Annotated in this window: 18 protein-coding genes; 3 read left to right on the top strand and 15 right to left on the bottom strand. The window is 70.7% G+C overall.

The window, feature by feature from the left end; translation table 11 throughout:
• Positions 1-21 precede the first annotated feature (21 nt).
• Genes ACIA8X_RS38910 through ACIA8X_RS38900 form a run of 3 tightly spaced genes read right to left on the bottom strand, consistent with a single transcriptional unit; the run spans position 22 to position 2,808 of the window.
• Positions 22-840 carry an ABC transporter ATP-binding protein gene (locus ACIA8X_RS38910; RefSeq protein WP_399460278.1) on the bottom strand — a complete coding sequence of 273 codons (819 nt, stop codon included), beginning with the start codon at positions 838-840 and terminating at the stop codon, positions 22-24.
• The gene (locus ACIA8X_RS38905) at positions 827-1,879 is read right to left on the bottom strand and encodes an ABC transporter substrate-binding protein (protein ID WP_399460277.1); all 1,053 of its coding nucleotides are present in this window, start codon (positions 1,877-1,879) and stop codon (positions 827-829) included. Before ACIA8X_RS38905 ends, ACIA8X_RS38910 begins: the two co-directional genes overlap by 14 nt.
• Before the next feature lie 53 nt (positions 1,880-1,932).
• Positions 1,933-2,808, bottom strand: coding sequence for an ABC transporter permease (locus tag ACIA8X_RS38900; RefSeq protein ID WP_393459981.1), 876 nt, complete (start codon positions 2,806-2,808; stop codon positions 1,933-1,935).
• 366 nt (positions 2,809-3,174) lie between these two features.
• On the opposite strand from ACIA8X_RS38900, the gene ACIA8X_RS38895 reads away from it, so the two are divergent.
• Positions 3,175-4,092, top strand: a complete 918-nt coding sequence (locus tag ACIA8X_RS38895) for an RNA polymerase sigma-70 factor (RefSeq protein WP_393459978.1) — start codon at positions 3,175-3,177, stop codon at positions 4,090-4,092.
• Here ACIA8X_RS38895 and ACIA8X_RS38890 read toward each other — a convergent pair.
• From ACIA8X_RS38890 to ACIA8X_RS38860, 7 genes are all read right to left on the bottom strand, one after another.
• Complete coding sequence (locus tag ACIA8X_RS38890; protein WP_399460276.1) at positions 4,052-4,930, bottom strand: RNA polymerase subunit sigma; 879 nt, start codon at positions 4,928-4,930, stop codon at positions 4,052-4,054. The two genes, ACIA8X_RS38895 and ACIA8X_RS38890, sit on opposite strands and share 41 nt — an antisense overlap.
• A gap of 68 nt (positions 4,931-4,998) precedes the next feature.
• Positions 4,999-6,522 (bottom strand): LuxR C-terminal-related transcriptional regulator, encoded by a 1,524-nt coding sequence (locus ACIA8X_RS38885; protein WP_399460275.1) that lies wholly within the window; start codon positions 6,520-6,522, stop codon positions 4,999-5,001.
• A gap of 30 nt (positions 6,523-6,552) precedes the next feature.
• A complete protein-coding gene (locus ACIA8X_RS38880; RefSeq protein WP_393459969.1) occupies positions 6,553-7,299 on the bottom strand; it encodes an SDR family oxidoreductase in 747 nt (248 codons plus the stop codon).
• Between the two features lie 92 nt (positions 7,300-7,391).
• On the bottom strand, positions 7,392-9,092 hold the full coding sequence (locus ACIA8X_RS38875; protein WP_393460142.1) for an FAD-binding protein: 1,701 nt from the start codon (positions 9,090-9,092) through the stop codon (positions 7,392-7,394).
• 142 nt (positions 9,093-9,234) lie between these two features.
• Positions 9,235-9,732: an Ohr family peroxiredoxin gene (locus ACIA8X_RS38870; RefSeq protein ID WP_393459966.1), complete on the bottom strand. Its 498-nt coding sequence runs from the start codon at positions 9,730-9,732 to the stop codon at positions 9,235-9,237.
• A 126-nt stretch (positions 9,733-9,858) separates the two neighbouring features.
• A complete protein-coding gene (locus tag ACIA8X_RS38865) occupies positions 9,859-10,755 on the bottom strand; it encodes an RNA polymerase sigma-70 factor (RefSeq protein ID WP_393459963.1) in 897 nt (298 codons plus the stop codon).
• 83 nt (positions 10,756-10,838) lie between these two features.
• Positions 10,839-11,597, bottom strand: coding sequence for a class I SAM-dependent methyltransferase (locus tag ACIA8X_RS38860; protein ID WP_393459960.1), 759 nt, complete (start codon positions 11,595-11,597; stop codon positions 10,839-10,841).
• A 145-nt stretch (positions 11,598-11,742) separates the two neighbouring features.
• On the opposite strand from ACIA8X_RS38860, the gene ACIA8X_RS38855 reads away from it, so the two are divergent.
• Complete coding sequence (locus ACIA8X_RS38855) at positions 11,743-12,183, top strand: cupin domain-containing protein (RefSeq protein WP_393459957.1); 441 nt, start codon at positions 11,743-11,745, stop codon at positions 12,181-12,183.
• Positions 12,184-12,260: 77 nt separating this feature from the next.
• On the top strand, positions 12,261-13,172 hold the full coding sequence (locus ACIA8X_RS38850; protein WP_393459954.1) for a UTP--glucose-1-phosphate uridylyltransferase: 912 nt from the start codon (positions 12,261-12,263) through the stop codon (positions 13,170-13,172).
• Between the two features lie 8 nt (positions 13,173-13,180).
• On the opposite strand, the gene ACIA8X_RS38845 is transcribed toward ACIA8X_RS38850, so the two are convergent.
• From ACIA8X_RS38845 to ACIA8X_RS38825, 5 genes are all read right to left on the bottom strand, one after another.
• Positions 13,181-14,122 (bottom strand): hypothetical protein, encoded by a 942-nt coding sequence (locus ACIA8X_RS38845; protein WP_393459951.1) that lies wholly within the window; start codon positions 14,120-14,122, stop codon positions 13,181-13,183.
• The gene (locus ACIA8X_RS38840; protein WP_393459948.1) at positions 14,119-14,601 is read right to left on the bottom strand and encodes a hypothetical protein; all 483 of its coding nucleotides are present in this window, start codon (positions 14,599-14,601) and stop codon (positions 14,119-14,121) included. Before ACIA8X_RS38840 ends, ACIA8X_RS38845 begins: the two co-directional genes overlap by 4 nt.
• A 3-nt stretch (positions 14,602-14,604) precedes the next feature.
• Complete coding sequence (locus ACIA8X_RS38835) at positions 14,605-15,828, bottom strand: macrolide family glycosyltransferase (protein ID WP_393459945.1); 1,224 nt, start codon at positions 15,826-15,828, stop codon at positions 14,605-14,607.
• Positions 15,825-16,790, bottom strand: coding sequence for a patatin-like phospholipase family protein (locus ACIA8X_RS38830; protein WP_399460274.1), 966 nt, complete (start codon positions 16,788-16,790; stop codon positions 15,825-15,827). Before ACIA8X_RS38830 ends, ACIA8X_RS38835 begins: the two co-directional genes overlap by 4 nt.
• A gap of 135 nt (positions 16,791-16,925) precedes the next feature.
• On the bottom strand, positions 16,926-17,399 hold the full coding sequence (locus ACIA8X_RS38825) for a carboxymuconolactone decarboxylase family protein (RefSeq protein WP_393459939.1): 474 nt from the start codon (positions 17,397-17,399) through the stop codon (positions 16,926-16,928).
• Positions 17,400-17,559 lie beyond the last annotated feature (160 nt).

Raw genomic sequence — 17,559 nt, 5'->3', positions numbered from 1 at the left:
CTTTCTGAATGGGTACGGGGATCAGGCCGCCGCGGCGGCCTTGACGGCGTGGGCGACCTGCGCGCGCAGCTCGGCGAACTCGCGGGAGTCGCGCAGCTCTTCGGCATCGATGTCGCCGCGCGGCAGGGGGATCGGCAGGTCCAGGGCCACGGTCCCGGGGCTCTTCGTCAGCACCACGATGCGGGAGCCGAGGAACACCGCCTCGTCCGCCGAGTGCGTCACGAACACCGTGGTCCGCCCGGTCCGTTCGGTGACCCGGCGGACGTCCTCCTGCAACCGCTCCCGGGTCAGCGCGTCGAGCGCAGCGAACGGCTCGTCGAGGAGGAAGAGCGGGTTCTCGGCGGCCAGCGCCCGGGCGATGGCGACACGTTGCTGCTGGCCGCCGGAGATCTCCCAGGTGCGCCGCTTCTCGGTGCCCTCCAGGCCGACCCGGGCCAGCAACTCCGCGCGCCGCTGGGGCCATTGGGCGCGGGGCACCCCCGCGTACCGCAGCGCCAGGTCGACATTGCCCCGCACGGTCCGCCACGGGAACAGCCGCGGCGTCTGGAACACCACGCCGGCCGCCTCGCCGGGCCTCGGCTCGGTGCCGGAGACCTGCACCGAGCCGTGCGTGGGCTTCTCGAAGCCGGCGATCAGCCGCAGCAACGTGCTCTTGCCGCAGCCGGAGGCGCCCACCAGGACCAGGAACTCCCCGGCCGGAACGGTCAGGTCGACCGGCCCGACGGCCGTGAAGGCCTCGCCTCCCCGGCCGTACCGGTGGGTGACCTGGTCGAGGCGGACGGACCCGGCGCGCGCGATGTCCCCCGCTTCCGTGGCGTCGGTGAGCTCACTTGAGGACATCGGACAGCCCCTTGAGGTAGAAGGCCTTGCGGACGACGTCCTCGGACGGTGCGCCGTCGATCTGCTTCTGGTCGGCCAGGAACCGACCCGTGTCGGTGACGTAGGACAGCAGCTTGCCCGGGCCGCCGTCGGTGCCTAGCCAGTCGGCGGAGACCACCTGCTCCGGGGTGAGGAACACCCCCTGCGAGAGCTGCGCCTTGGCGTCCGCCGCGCTGATGCCGAGCTCTGCCGCCACCGCCTTGACCGAGCCGTCCGGGTCGGACTTGAGCTGGCGCAGTGCCTCGGCCTGCGCCTTGCGCCAGGCATCGATCGCCTTGGGATCCCGGGCGATCAGGTCGTCCGACACGACGGCCAGGTCGAGGGTCGGCTTGCCCGCCGCGCCGATCTCCTTGCTGCTGGTGAGCTGGGTGCCGGTCTTGCGCAGCTCGTCGAGGGTCGGCAGCCAGACGTAGGCGGCGTCGATGTCACCCCGCTGCCAGGCGGCGAGGATCGGCTGTGGCTGAAGGTCGATGAGCTCGACGTCGGACGGCTTGAGGCCGGCCGTCGCCAGCGCCGCGAGCAGGCTGTAGTGGGAAGTCGAGGCGAAGGGGGTGGCTATCTTCTTGCCCTTGAGCCCGGCGACATCGGTGATGCCGGTGGCCTTGCGCGCCACCAGGGCCTCGTTCTCCCCCGCGACGTCGAGGATCCACGCGACCTTGTACGGGATGGGCGAACTGCCCGACACCCCGCGGGCGAACGGGCTGGAGCCCAGCGCCGCGATGTCGAGGGACTTGCCGAGGAAGGCCTGGTTGACGCCGGCGCCGGAGTCGAACTTGATCCAGGTGATCTCGTAGCCCGGCAGCGCCTTCTCCAGCAGCTTTCCGTTCTTCACGAGCAAGTCGCCGCTGGGGAAGGCGAAGTAGCCGATGCGCAGCCGCTTGGAGCCGCCGGACGTCGACGCCTCACTGTCCGAGGAGCAGCCGGTGACGGCCGCGGATACGGCGGCCAGCGCGCCGGCGAGGAGGAGACGGCGGGACGGACCCTGGGGGGCACGGGACATGGCGGAGCCGTTTCTTTGAAGAGGGAGGGCAGGGCACAGGGGGGAGGAAGGTGCTAACCGCGACCGCGCCACGGAACGACCGCGCGTTCCAGCCGCAGCAGCAGGCTGTCGATGATCAGGCCGGAGACACCGATGGCGATGATGCCGACGAGCACGACAGGGGTGTTGTTGTAGTTGGCGGCGTCCTTCACCATGCCGCCGATGCCCGGCAGACCGTTGACCAACTCGGCGGCGACCAGGGAGGAGTAGGCGACCCCCACGGCGAGTCGGACCCCGGTGAGCGTCTCCGGCAGGGCCGACGGGACGACTACGTCCCGGACGACGTCCCACCGCGACGCGCCGAGCGCACGCGCCGCCTCGATCAGGCTCTTCGACACGGCGGAGACGGCCGTGGTGGTGGACACCGCCACGGGCGGGAAGGCGGCCACGGCCAGCAGCGTGACCTTCGGCTCCTCGTTGATGCCCAGCCAGATGATGAGCAGCGAGAAGTACGCCAGCGGCGGCAGCGTCCGCAGGAAGGTGATCCAGGGCTCGAACAGCGAGCGCAGCCAGCCGACGGTGCCCATGAGCAGCCCGAAGACCACGCCGGCGGCGATGCCGATACCGGCGCCGAGTGCGATGCGCCGCAGGCTGATGCCGAGATGCTCGATGAGAGTGGTGCCGTTGTAGCCCCGTACGCCGTCGTGGGTGGTGGAGACGTCGATGAAGGCGTCCCACACCTTGGCAGGCGGCGGAACCAGCGTCTCGCTCCACCTTCCGCTCGCCGCCAGCAGCTGCCACAGGACGAGGAAGAGCAGGAGCGAGCCGAACGGGAGCGCCACATGGCGCACGCGTGCCCAGACGCCTCGTGCCGGCGCGCGGGATGCGGGCGGCGCGCCGACAACCGACGTGGCGTCATCAGGCTTGGACAAAGAGGGAATTGCGGACATGGCTGGCCCCGGGCGAGAGTGATGCCGAACGAAGAGGGAGCGGACCCTGGGACAGGGCGCGGAAACCGCCCCGGTGCGGGTGTGCGGGTGCCATCACCGCACGGCAGGGCGCGTCACAAGAGGCTGGGTCAGCGACAACACGAGCCCGGGCGTCGGCACAGGTCGATGACCAGGCGTCGCACCAAGGGCTCGGGACTCATGACGCACATTTGTACAGCAGCCGCAGCGCTTCACCAAGAGGCGTCCATTCTCTGGAACACGGCCTCGGGACGGCTCCCTCCCTGCTCACAGTCACAGTCACAGTGACAGTCGCAGTCGTAGCCAATGTCACTGTCACAGAACGGCGGGCTGTCCGGTCTATGAGGCATGGATCTCAAGACGTCCCTCACGGAAGGCACCCTGGACGACGCCGTCTCTGTCTTCGTGGAGCTCCGTCCGCGGCTGTTCGGTATCGCATACCGCGTGCTGGGCAGCGCGGTTGAGGCCGAAGACGTGGTTCAGGAAGTCTGGATGCGCTGGCAGCGGACCGACCGCTCCGTAGTGCTCAGCCCCGCGGCCTTTCTGTCGAGCACCACCGCCCGGCTGGCCATCAACGTCGCTCAGTCCGCTCGTGTGCGCCGCGAGACCTACATCGGCCCGTGGCTGCCCGAGCCCGTCGACACGAGCAACGATCCCCAAGTCGGCGCAGAGCGGGCGGAGGCTCTGGAACTGGCCCTGCTCCTCCTCCTGCAGAAGCTGAATCCCACGGAGCGGGCCGCGTACGTCCTGAGGGAGGCGTTCGACTACGCCTACTCCGAGATCGCGGAAATTCTGCGGCTCAGCAGTGTCAACGTCCGCCAGATCGTGAGCAGGGCCCGCAAGCATCTCGCGGCCGGCCGGCGGGAGACCGTGGACACGGCGCAGCATCGACAGCTCCTCGACGCCTTCGTCTCGGCGGCGCAAAACGGTGATGTCGCCTCGCTGGAGGCTCTCCTCACCCCGGATGCCGTGAGCCTGTCCGACGGCAACGGCATCCGGGGCGCGGCGCGCGTCCCCGTACTGGGCCGCGCACGGGTGGCGAATCTGGCGACAGCCACGCGGAAGTTCTGGAACGGGGTCGATGTCCGCCACGTCGAGGCCAACGGACGCGGCGGAGTGCTGCTCCACCGGGACGGCACGCCTACGACGTTCATGACGATGGCGGCCTCGCCCCAGGGCATTCACCAGTTGATGTGGGTGTTCAACCCGAGCAAGATCGCGGCGTTCATCGACTCCGGTTCCAGGTGCGGAGCTTGTCGGGATTGAGGGTGACCCAGACCTGGACGACGTACGGGCCGGCGATGTCGAGACTGATGACCGCGGCCACCCGACGGTCGTACCGCACGACGAGACCGGTCCGTCCGTTGACGGGATGCGTGTGCACGTCGGTCCGCGGATGCCGGGCCAGCAAGGTCAGGAGGCTGCGCGCCACCCGGGTGTTGCCGTGCACCGGCTTGACCGACGCCCGCACCTTGCCGCCGCCGTCGAAGAACGCCGTGGCATCGGCCGCGAGGAGCGGCGCCAGGACCGCCTCGTCCTGCGCCACACACGCCTCGCACACCGCCCGGGCCACCGCATCGTGTTCCCGGGCCGACGTGGGCCGCGCACGTCGCACCCGCAGACTGCGCCGGGCCCGGTCGGCCAGCTCGGCACACTCCGGCTCGGTCTGGTGGACGATGTCGGCGACCGCATCCGGCGCCATCCCGAAGACATCGTTCAGCACGAACGCCGCACGCTCGGCCGGGGACAGGGAGTCCAACGCGTCCAGCAGGACCCCGCTGATCTCCTCCGCGAGCATCCCCTGCGACACCGCACCCGCACTGCTGCCGGCCTCCTCCTCGACCGCACGCTCCCGGTCCCGGTCGCGGCGGGGCAGGGCCAGCCGGGACAGACAGATACTCCCGGCGACCTGGGCCAGCCACGACCGAGGCGCGGTCATTCCTGCCCGTGCCGGTTCCGGCAGCTCGAACCACCGCCGGTAGGTCTCGTCGATGACACGCTCGGCCTCGCGGCTGCTGCCCAGCATCCAGTAGGCGATGTCCAGCAGATGCCGGCGTTCGTCGAGCAGCTCCGCGATCGGTACCGCGCCATCCGTACCCGCCATACGGCATCACTCCCTTACCCAGTGAGACCGGACAGGCACGGATCTTGTGACATGGGCCCGACCGGGGCCTAGGCGGACGTCGCAGTGCCGTCGAGGCGCAGGGTGCGGATCTCCCTGCGGGAGGCGATGCCGAGCTTCGAGAACACCTTGCGGAGGTGCCATTCCAGCGTGTGCGGGCTGATGAACAACTGGGCGCCGATCTCGGGGTTCGTGAGCCCGTCGCCGGCGAGACGGGCGATCTGCGCTTCCTGCGGGGTGAGGGCCGACTGTGTCGTGACGGCGCGTCTGCGGATCGTGGCTCCGGTGGCCTGGAGCTCCCGCCGCGCGCGTTCCGCGAATGCCTCGGCGCCGATGTGGCTGAGCGTGTCATGGGCGGAGCCCAGCTGAGCACGGGCGTCGGCCCGGCGGTTCTCGCGGCGCAGCCACTCGCCGTAGAGGAGGCGGGCGCGGGCGACATCCATCCGCACCTCCGTGGTGTCGAGCCGCTCGATCGCCTCGCGGTACAACGCGTCGGCGGCCTGTCCGTCGCTCACCAGAGCACGCACACCGGCCGAGGTGCCGAGAGCCCAGTCGGTGCCGCTGGCCTGCGCCATGTCGCTGATCCTCTGGACCGCGGCGGCCTGCGGGTTCTCGCAGCCGCGCTTGGCGGCCACGTAGGCCTCCTCGTACCGGCCGAGGCCGTTGTAGAGCACCGCCGCCGCCCACTGCGTGGCGGTCACCACCTTGCCTTCCCCGCGCAGGAGGAGGTCCTGGGTGATCGCCTCGATCGCCTGCTGGGTCGTGGCCTCCCGGCCCTTCCACGGTTCGACGACCAGCGCCGCGTAGTGCGCGAAGAAGCTGCTGCCGGTCGCCTCGCCTATGGCGCCGGCCTCCACGACAAGGGAGTCGGCGCCGTCGAGATCACCGGCGAAGACCCGGTTCGACAGGCGCAGCAGCAGAGCCGACGGCAGCACGGACAGCGCTCCCGTCTCGCGGGCCAGGTCGGCCAGCCGCGCCGAGAGCACCGACCAGGTCTCGAAGTCCCAGGTGCTGTGCGCCATGCGGTAGGCGAGCGGAAGCCAGCCGAGCCCCTCCGCTCGTGAGACCTCCGCGGCGCGGAAAACGCCCAGCGCCTCAAGCACGGCTGGCGCCCCGACGGAGTAGCCCTCCGTGATCACTCGCGCCACGCCGTCCAGAAGGAGATCGTCGCGGGTCGGTTCGGACGGCGTCGGCGCGCTCAACACGGCCTGGGCGACGTCGAGGATGCCGTCCCTGGGCAGTCGGCCCGCCGTGAGAGCCGCGTACATCGCGTCCCGATAGGTCTCCCGGGCGAGCGCGGCATCGAGCGGCCAGAGTCGCTTGGCCGCTTCGAGCATCAGCGGCAGGCCTGAGCCGGCGCTCCTGGACGCGGACAGGATCCGGCCGCGCAGCAGTTTCGACTGGGCGGCGCCGAACTCGTCGAGATGGCCGAGCTCCGCCGCGTCCGTCAACTCCCGCGCGGCGTCGAACGCGCCCGCCTGATACTTGGCCTGGGCCGCCGCCAGCGCCCTGGCGGCACGGCGCACCGGGTCGGGGGTCAGCTCGGCCGCTCGAGCGAGCGAGTAGCCGCTCATAGCCGGAAATCAGGGAATGATTCGCCGGGATTACTTCTGCCGCGCGAACCAGTCGGACAGCTTCGTCTCGGCGATGTGGGCGTCCGGCCCCGGCAGGAGCGTGGTCTCCTGCAGCTCGGCACCGGAGTACGGGGCGTGCGGGTCGGTGACGACGGTGCGCGGGTCGTTCTGGTCGGCGAGGGCCTTGCGGATCAGCTCGTCGAGCTGGAACACGTCGGGGCCCGCGACCTCGACCAGGCCGTTGACGGGAGTGCCGACCGCGGTGCGGCCGACGGCCGCGGCCACGTCGTCGGAGTAGATGGGCTGGAACTTGGCGGGGGACAGCCGCACGGTGTCGCCGTCGGTCGAGATGTCCGCGATCCCCTTGATGAACTCGAAGAACTGGGTGGCGTGGACGATGGAGTAGGGCATGCCGGACTCCTTGATCAGGTCCTCCTGGGCCTGCTTGGCCCGGAAGTACCCGCTCTCCTGGAGGCGGTCGGTGCCGACCACGGACAGCGCCACATGGTGCGTCACGCCCGCCTCGGCCTCCGCCTTGAGGAGGTTGGCCGTCGAGGTGCGGAAGAAGTTCATGACGGCGTCGTCCTCCCACGCGGGGGAGTTGGACACGTCGACCACGACCGAGGCGTCCTTGAGGACCTCGGCGAGACCCTCGCCCGTCAGGGTGTTGACGCCGGTGTTGGGCGCGGCGGCCACCGCCTCGTGCCCCTGCTCGTTGAGCTTGACGACCAGCTTCGAACCGATGAGACCGGTGCCACCGATCACGACGACCTTCATTGCGGATTCCTTTCGGAGAAGAATTCGGTCTGTACTACGTCTGCACTCTGTCTGTGCTCCGTCTGCAATGCCTCAGGCCATTCCGCCTCAGGTCATTCCGCGAGTTTTCCTTCGGTCGACACCTCTTCGATCAGAGCGGAAATCTCGTCCGGAATCTCAGGGATGCTCTCGTGGGTGACGCCCGTCGTCGGGGACCACACCAGATTGACGCGCAGAGCGGGATCAAGGTCCGGGTAGTCGCTGCGGTTGTGGCAGCCACGGGTCTCGCGCCGCTCCAGCGCCGCTTCGAGGGTGGCCCGGGCCGCCAGCGCGGCGGACTTGAGATCGAAGGCGTGCGCGAGGTCCTGATAGCCGGCGATGTCCGGGTGCACGCCGACGTCCGCCATCCGCTTCTCGATCACGGCGAGCTCCGCAAGACCCGCACGCAGGCCCTCCTCGTCGCGTACGACCCCCGCGTGCTCGGTCATGGTGTTGCGGATCGCGCGCTGCAGGGCCCGCACGTTCTCCGTCCCGTCCGCCGCGAGAAGATCGTCGATCTCCGCGCGGGCCTCGGCGATGGCCGACGCCGAGCGGCGCTGCACGGTCAGGGACTGCGAGTAGGCGGCGGCCGCCTGTCCCGTGATGCGGCCGAAGACCAGCAGCTCGATGAGGCTGTTCCCGCCGAGGCGATTGGCTCCGTGCAGCCCGCTCGACGCCTCACCGATGGCGTACAGCCCCCGGACATCGGTGCTGTGGTCCTCGGGACGCACCCACACGCCGCCCATCGAGTAGTGCGCGGTGGGCGCGATCTCGATCGGCTCGCGGGTGATGTCCAGCATCTGGAGGTCGAGCATCGTCTGGTAGACGCGGGGGAGTCGCGTCATGATCGTCTGCCGGGGCAGATGGGAGACGTCGAGCCATACGCCGCCCTTGGCGGTGCCCCGCCCCTCCTTGATCTCCGTGTAGGAGGCCAGGGCCACCCGGTCGCGGGTGGACAGCTCCATCCGGTCGGGGTCGTAGCGGGCCATGAACCGTTCCCCGAGGGCGTTGCGCAGGATCCCGCCCTCGCCCCGAGCGGCCTCGCTGACCAGGGTGCCGGCCGCGTTCTCCGGCTCGATGATCCCGGAGGGGTGGAACTGGACCAGCTCGGCGTCCCGCAGCCGGGCGCCGGCCTCCACGGCCAGCCGGAAGGAGTCGCCCGTGTTCTCGTCGCGTCGTGAGGAGGTGCGCCGCCAGATACGCGTGTGGCCGCCCGCGGCGAGAATGACCGCGTCCGCGTGGATCAGATAGCGCCTTCCGCTCGCGAGGTCGAAGCCGTAGGCGCCGAACACGGCTCCGTCGTGCACCAGGAGCCGGGTGATGTAGACGCCTTCGAGCACCGGGATGTCGAGCTGTTCGGCGCGCCTGACGAGCGTGCGCTGGATCTCCAGACCGGTGTAGTCGCCGGCGAAGGCGGTCCGCCGGAACTTGTGCGCCCCGAAGAACCGCTGGGAGATACGGCCGTCCTCCTCCCGGGCGAAGGCCATGCCGTAGCGCTCCAGGTCGTCGATGCCCCGGCCGGCGCCCTGGGTGACGATCTCGACGGTGCGCGGGTCGGCGAGCAGATAGCTCTCCTTGATCGTGTCCGCCGCGTGCTGCTGCCAGCTGTCCTCCGCGTCCATGGTGGCCAGCGCCGCGTTGATGCCTCCGGCGGCGAGGGCCGTATGGGCGTCGTCCTTGGGGCGCTTGCCGACCGCGAGGACGTCGACACCGGCCTCGGCCAGCTCGATCGCGGCCCGCAGACCGGCGCCTCCGGTGCCGATCACCAGCACCATGGTGGAAAGACGTTGTTCGGTGATAGCCACGGTCTTCTCCGATCAGGGGGTGTCATTCATTACGACCGGACTGTCAGCGGATCTGTGACAGCGTTCCGTGGCCCAGGTACCCCCCCGAACGGACCACGGATATCGCCGCTGGTCAGGACGCCAGCGTGATGGTCGTCGGTGTGCCCTGCCAGGCCATCCGCGCGTAGGGGCACAGCGCATCGGCCTTCTCCAGCAGGGGCGCGGCGAGCTCGGGGTCGATGTCCGGCCACCTGACGACCAGGTCGATGTGCAGCAGGTAGCCGCCGTCCTCCGGGTCCCGGCCGAAGGCCACGGTCGCCACCACGCGGATCGGGGCGGGGTCGAGCTCCTCCTGGCGGGCCACCAGACTCAGGGCGCCGTGGAAGCAGGCGGCGAAGCCGGCCGCGAACAGCTGCTCCGGATTCGTCCCCTGGCCGTCGCCGCCCAGTTCGGCAGGCATGCGCAGGTCGATGTCGAGGACGCCGTCGGACGAGCGCGCCCTGCCCGAGGCCCGCCCGTGACTCGCCGGTCCACCGCTCACCGTCACCGTGGTGGTGTAGATGGGGGAGAAGGACTCTCCGACGTAGTCCTTCTCGACGGACAGGTCGGGCAACTGGAACGGCTCGCTCATCGGGTGCCTCCCGCGTAGAGGGATTCCCAGGTCCGGGACAGCTGGTTGACCGACAAGTCACCCACCTTGTGACAGCCGCCGGTTACGGCCGGGCGCTCGGACGCCGCCCCGGCACCGAGGCCCGCCTCAACCGGTCAGCGAGGCCACGTAGGGAGCCAGCTTGGCCGGGTTCATGACCCACATGATCCGTTCGATGCCCCGTTCCGACACATCGGCGCAGAGCAGAGCCACCGGGTTTCCGTCGACGGAGACGAGCACGGCCGGCCGGCCGTTGGCCTCGACCCAGCGGACGTCCGTCGGGGGCCAGAACCGCGGGGCGAAGGCGGCCAGGTACTTGGACACGCGAAGACGCCCGACGACCGGGATCTTGGAGGCCCCGCGCACCCCTCCGCCGTCGGAGTAGCTGACGACGTCCGCGGTGAGGACCTTCTCCAGCTCCGACAGGCTGCCGGTGCGGGCCGCGTCGAGGAACACCTCCAGCAGGCGCCGGTGGTCGGTGGAGCTGACCGGCGCCGCGCGATCCGCCGCCAGGTGTTTCCTGGCGCGGGTCACCAGCTGGCGCGTATTGGCCTCGCTCGTCTCCAGCATGTCCGCGATCCGCTTGTACGGGTAGTCGAATGCCTCCCGCAGCACATACGCGGCCCGTTCCACGGGGTTGAGCTTCTCCAGGAGGAGCAGCACCGCCATGTCCAGTGCCTCGGCGCGTTCCGCGCCCAGCTGTGGATCCGCACGGGTGTCGACCGGCTCCGGAAGCCACGGCCCGACGTACGACTCACGCCGCATCCTGGCCGACTGGGCGACGTTGATCGCCAGCCGGGTCGTGATGGTCGCCAGGAACGCCGTCGGCTCCCTGATCCCGGTGCGGTCGGTCCCCTGCCACCGCACCCACGCCTCCTGGACGGTGTCCTCGGCCTCCACGGCGCTGCCGAGCACGCGGTAGGCGATGCCGAAGAGCTGGGGGCGCGCCGCCATGAACTGCCTGGTCGCCTCGTCCAGGGAGTCGGCGTCGTCCTCGGCGCGCATGCGTGTCCTCCAGTCCCGGACGACCAGGCTACAAGCGGGCAGGGCAGGGCGCGCGGCCGGGACCGGCGTGCGCCGGGCGCCCGTCAGCACTGCCTGAGCCCTACGGCCAGCACGGCGGGTTCGTCCCGTTCGGGGAGCGGGACGAACCCGGATCCCTCCAGTTCCCCGATCACCTCCGCACGGGAGGCCGGCCACATCCAGAACGTCTCGGTGTACTCGCGCAGCACACCGCACTCGCCCCGCACCCAGTAGTCGAACCGCGTCCGGATCCGGTCCGTGTCGGCCGACATCACCATGCGGCCCCCGTACTCGTGCCGGCCGACCTTCTGGGCCGGGAGGACATGCGTGGCCTCGTGCGCGGGAAGACGGTCGGGCGGGAGCTGGACGAGGAACACCCCTCCGGGCACGAGCGCGTCGGCGACGGCCGGCCACAGGGCCTGGCGTGCGGCAGGGCGCAGACAGGCGATCGTGTTGTGGCATATCCCCACGTCGGCCACCTCGCGCAGGGCGGCCTCGGCGAGTCCGCCGGGGTGCACGGTCACCCGCGTCCGCACGTCCTCGGGCAGGGCCGCCAGGCGCGTCATCAGCAGGGACCGCATGGCGCGCGTGGGCTCGACGGCATGCACCGGAACCCGCGAGTCCGCGAGACTCATGAGCGTGACCCGCCCGGTGCCTGCGCCGACGTCCAGTACACCCAGGCGGGCGATGCGGACATCGCGGCCGTAGAACCGGCGTACGCGTGCCCTGTCCCGGTCCGCCTGCAGGATGTCGTAGAACTCGGCACTGACCGCGTAGGCGTCCGGCGACTCCCGACCGGGAGGATCAACGGACACATCTGCCATGAAAGTGAGCATATAGAGCAATACCGGTCAGATGGGCTATCTGTGACAGACCGCTGTCACACACACCGCCCGTGCCCAGTCTTGTCTTTCAGTGAGAGCGCGACCACTACCGCGACCCATCGCGACCACCACGGAGGTGCACATCATGTCCACCAAGGACTCGGCGGACCTGGGCCACGACGAGCGGCGTTCCATCGGGATGGACGCGGTGACGATGCTGCAGGACGTCGTACCGCCCCAGATCCCCGAAGGTGCGTCGAGCATGACCATCCTGGTCGAGTGGCCGCCCGGGGACCCCGGCAACCCTCCGCACCGGCACTCGGGGCCGGCCTTCGGATACGTCATCGAGGGCGAGCTGCGGTTCGAGCTGGAGGGCGAGCCGGAACGTGTCGTCAAGGCCGGCGAGACGTTCTGGGAGCCTGGCGGAGACGCGATCCACTACCAGGACGCCAACGCCCGTACCGACGCGCCGTGCCGGTTCCTCGTCACGATGCTGTGTGCGCCGGGGCAGCCGATGCTCACGCTGGTCGACGAGGAGGAACTGGGCCGACGGGCCCATCTGCGCGCTCCACGCCCCGCGAACTGACCTGTGGACCACGTTGGTAGCGTCGACCCTGTGCCGTGCCCCCCGGTACGGTGCGCCGATCGACCGAGAGAGATGCGATGTCCCCGACGATTCGCAGGGCTGTGATCCCCGCCGCCGGACTCGGCTCCCGTCTGCTGCCCCTGACGAAGGCGACACCGAAGGAGATGCTCCCGGTCGGCGACAAGCCGGTCATCGAGCACACCGTGCGCGAGCTGGTGGACTCCGGCATCACCGACATCACCATCGTGGTCTCCGGCGGCAAGAGCCTCATCCAGGACCACTTCCGCCCCAACCCCGCCCTCGTCGAGCAGCTCCGTGCGGACGGCAAGACGGCGTACGCCGACGCCGTGGAGGAGGTCGCGGAGCTGGCCCGCCAGGGCCACATCACCTACCTCGACCAGTACGGGCCGTACGGCAACGGCACCCCGGTGCTGAACGCCGCCCGCTCCTTCGGCAACGAGCCCGTGCTGGTGCTCTGGCCCGACGACGTCTTCGTCGCCGAGGTCCCCCGCGCCCAGCAGCTGATCCGGGCCTACGAGCAGACCGGCTGCCCGGTGCTGGCCCTCCTGCCGATGGACCCCACCGAGTCCCAGCGCTACGGCGTGCCCATCGTCAAGGAGGACCTCGGAGACGGCCAGCTGCGCATCACCGGTCTGGTCGAGAAGCCCGAGCCCGAGGCCGCCCCGTCGTCGTACGCGGCCATCGGCGGCTATGTCATCACCCCCGGCATCATCGACGAACTGCGCGAGCAGACCCGCCGCTGGTACGAGCACCGCACCGGCGAGGTCTACCTGACCGACGCCATCAACGCCTACGCGTCCACCCGCGCGGTGTACGGCCAGGTCATCAAGGGCCGCTGGTACGACACCGGCAACCCGGCCGACTACCTGGTCGCCCAGATGGCGTCCGCCCTGGCCCACCCGGAGTACGGCCCCCTCTTGCGCGGCCTGGTCGCCGGGCTGGACGACGACGGGGCCGCGGCCTCATAGCGTCGGCCTCATAGCGTCGGATTGTCGGTCGTGGCCGCCGTCGCTCCGTGCCCGGCCCGAATCAGGGTGATCACCGTGTCGGTCGTGCGATCGAGGTAACTGCGGCCGTCCGGCAGCTGTTGCGCCGGGCTGATGTAGCTGCGCGGACCGAGGTGGGTGGCCGGGTCGAGCCGGTGCACGGTGACCTTCCCGGCGCGCCGGGCGCGGTTCCATCCGCTCCGGCGCAGCAGGCGCCAGCGCTGCGGGAAGATCCAGGTGCCGACCCGCTCGATACGGTCGTACGCGCTGGTGAGCTGATGCACGTGCTCGGCATGAGTGAGGTCGTTGGCGCCGTTGTGGAAACCGCCCAGCGTGATCACCATGAGTGGGCAGCGAAGCCGGGTGTGCAGTTGGTCGACCGCGCCGGTCGCGACCTGCGCACCGCCGCTGTAGCTGAGCAGCACCACGGGGACGCCGCTGTCGGGCCGGTAGCCGGCGAGCTGCAGCTGCGTGGCGATCTGGGAGCCGACGGCCCGGTTGTACAGGGGGCGGTACCGGTGGTCGGCGGCGACGAAGATCTGCATGACGTTGTGCAGGAACAGCAGCAGCCCGATGTGGTGGCGCAGCCACGCCCACACCGGCCGGTCGGCCAGCGGGTCGGCCAGCGGCGAGTAGGGCTGCACCTGCCCCAGCACCCGCAGTTCCGGCGCCCCGGCGAGCACGGCCTTGACCAGCTGGCCGCCGTCCCGGGTGTCGCGGAAGCGGCGTTTGCCGATGCCGTCCAGGTAGACCAGGTAGGCGTCCGGGGGCGTGTCCGCGGCCGCACCCCGGGCGTAGGGCACTCCCTCGGGAAGATCGGTGGTGGGGGCCCGGAAACCGGCGCTGTAGGCCAGCACCTCGTAGCGGGCCAGCAGACCTTCGGCGAGCAGCACCGGCCCGAGCACGCAGGCCCAGAGCAGGAAGTCGTTCATGTGATCGGCTCCGTCGTCCGGGGCGCGCTGATCCTGACGACCAGACGCCGAACGGCCTCTACAGCGACACCGAGTCCGGCCCCGGCGACGGCCACGCAGCCCGCGGCGCTCCACCAGCCGAGCCCGGACGCCTCGGCGAGCGGTTCGGCCAGACCGGCCCCGACCCCCACGAAGAGCAGCAGGTGGAGCAGAGGGCCGAGCAGCGGGAACGCGAGGACGGCGGAGAGCAGCAGCGGAGCGAGCAGGCCCGCTGTCCACTCCAGCCCGTCACCCGGCGGCGGGGAGGACACCACGAGCTCGGCCAGGGTCCATGCGGACAGCGGCCACAGCGCGAACACCGCGGCCTCGACGAGACCGGCGGCCAGCAAAGACCCGGCCACCACAGTGCGCGGCATGCCGGGCCGGCGGGCCAGCAGCGGCAGGATCCGGCCGGCGGCCTCGGACAGCCCGGCGAACAGCAGCAGGACGACGACGGACATCGCTCAGCCCCGCTGTGCCGGATCGGCGGGGACCGCAGGGCGCACCCAGCCGGCCGCGCGCACGTACCGTTCGAGTTCGTCGGCGGCCCGCAGGTATCCACCGGCGTCGTGCTGGGCGGCCCTGAGGCCGGCCGCGGCGGTCCGGAACCCGGGCTCGTGCAGCAGGCGGCGGGCGAGGGATCGCACGGAGCCCTTTTCGACGTCCTCGGTGCGGATCGACAGGCCCGCGCCGAGCTCGACGACGCGACGGGCGATCATCGGCTGGTCGGCGCCCTGGGGGACCACCAGCATCGGGACCCCGGCGTACAGGGCCTCGTTGACGCTGTTCATGCCGCCATGGGTGATGAACAGCGCGGCGCGGGCCAGCACCTCCGGCTGAGGCACGAAACGCAGCGGGAGCACGTTGGCCGGCAGCGGACCCAGCGCGTCGGGATCGGTCTGCCCGGTGGAGACGACCACGGTGCCGCCCAGCGGGGCGAGCGCGGTCGCGAACGTCCGCAGCAGCTGCGGGTCGGCGTTGAACACCGTGCCGAGCGAGGCGTACAGGACCGGGTCCTGGAGCCGGTCGGACTCGAAGGACGGGTCGGCGGGGCGGGCGCCGATGCTCGGGCCGACGAAGCGGTAGGAGTCGTCGAAGTGCTCGGCGGCGGGCTGGAACGTCCGCGAGGTGTAGACCAGGTTGAGGGGCTGGCGGATGTTCAGCAGGTCGAGCAGGGGTATCCCGCGCGCGTCGAAGCGGCGGTGCAACTCCCCCCGCGCGCGCAGGTAGCCCCCGACGCTGCGGGGCTGTTTGCGCGCCATGGCCAACAGGTCCCAAGAGGCACTGGTGGGGCTGGGGACATGCCGGTTGAAGGCGAACGTGGTGAACGACGAGGCCGCCGGCACACCGAGCTCGCGGGCGGCCACCGCGCCCCACAGGCAGGAGCTGTCGTGGACGATCAGGTCGGGCCGGTCGCGGCGCAGGTCGTCGAGCACGGCGGGCAGCAGACCGAGGGTGGTGTGCGCGAGCGACTCCACCATCGTGACCGGCGTCGGCGGATCGGGGAGCGGCTGCTCGCCCCCGGGGTAGAGGTACACCGTCGCGCCGGTGGCCTCGATCTCCGCACGGAACGCGGGCGAGGTGTGATACGTGACGGTGTGGCCGCGCCGGACCAGCTCGGCCACCACCGGCAGCGTCGGGTTGACGTGCCCGTGCATGCCGATGTTGAGGAACGCGATCGTACTCACAGGCCGGCCTCCGCTACGGAAGAAATCGATGTCCCGCCGGGACCGGCGGATGGCGCCGAAGGGGCGTCGACCCGGTACAGGCCCGGCCCGTTGATGCGCAGCTCGTCGAGGAAGCGCCCCGCCGTCCCCGACGCCGTGCTGATCAGTCGCTGGGAATGGCCGAAGTCCCACGGGGCGGGCCAGGCCTCGATACCGGTGGGGAGCACGACGGTCGGGATGTGCCGGGACACCTCGTGCAGGTCACGCTCGATCTGATGGCGCAACAGCAGCATTCCGGCCCGGGCGGCGATCGCACCGGCACGAAGGCGCGGACTGACGGGGCCCGGCGGCGAGCTCTCCGGCCCGGTCGACACCACGACCACGCTGGCCGCGCCGGCCTGCAGAGCCGCCAGGACCGGCACATACGCGATCACACCGCCGTCGACGAGCGTCCGGCCCTCCCGGTCCACCGGGGGCAGCATGCCGGGGATGGCAGCGCTGGCCAGCAGCGCGGACTCCAGGTCCCCGCTGCCGAGCAGTGCCGGAGCGCCGGTTTCCAGGTCCATGGCCACCGCCGTGAACGGGACCGCCAACTGCTCGATCCGGGACGGCAGCCCGGCCCGGGCGATCAGTCGGCGCAGGCCGCGATCGGTGAAGACACTCGCCCGTGAGGACAGGTAGCCGAGCGGATACACCTCGCGGCGACGCAGCTGGGTCCACACATGGTCCAGCCACGGCGCGGCCCGGTCGGGGTGGGCGGCCGCGATGGCCCCGTTGAGGGCACCCACCGAGGTTCCGATGATCATGTCCGGCACGAACCCGCGCTGCTCCAGCGCGTATCCGACCCCGACATGTGCCGCTCCGAGCACACCACCGGCGCCCACCACGACGGCGACGGGACGGGGGAGCGCGTGCAGTCCCGCCGTCGGGTCCGCGGCCGGCGGGACCGGCGACAGGTGCCGTGTCCGCTTGGCTCCCGTCATGATCCACCTCTCTCGTCACGAATCGGGCTGGTGACAACTAGGACCGAATGGCGACCCGCTGTGTGACACCCGCGGCCGGGCTGGCGGGCGAACGGGTGAACGGCAGGCCCGTGCGGGTGCCGGTGCGGGGTGCGGTCAGCCGAACTGACCGGGCTGGTAGTCCCCGGCAGGCTGCTGGTTGATGACGTTGATCCGGTTGTAGGCGTTGATGACGGCGAGGAGGGACATCAGGGCCACGAGCTGGTCCTCGTCGAAGTACTTGGTGGCGTTGGTCCAGGCCTCGTCGGTGACACCACCGGCGGCGTCGGCGATGCGGGTGCCCTGCTCCGCCAGTTCCAGGGCGGCGCGCTCGGCGTCCGTGAAGACCTTGGCCTCCCGCCAGGCCGCGACCAGGTGGAGACGCTGCGGGGTCTCACCGGCCTCGGCGGCGTCCTTGGTGTGCATGTCCGTGCAGAAGCCGCAGCCGTTGATCTGGCTGGCGCGGATCTTCACCAGCTCCTGGACCGTGGCCGGCAGGGTCGAGTCCGAAATCAGTTTGCTGGCCGAGTTGATGTGCCGCAGCACCTTTCCCGCGAGGGGGTTGCCGAAGTAGTCGAGACGCGGTTCCACGGTGTTCTCCTTGCCGAGTAGTGGGATACGCCCTACTGACCGGGGCAACCCGCCATCTGTGACAGGGCGCTGCGTGTGAACTGCGTCTCACCGACGGGGCGGGGCGTCGTCGAGTCTCAACTGGTCGCCAGGCCAAGGGAGTTCGCGCCGTGCGGGCACG

Source organism: Streptomyces sp. NPDC051738 (genome assembly GCF_044453205.1).
Classification (GTDB): domain Bacteria; phylum Actinomycetota; class Actinomycetes; order Streptomycetales; family Streptomycetaceae; genus Streptomyces.
This window is presented reverse-complemented; position numbering and strand designations above follow the sequence as displayed.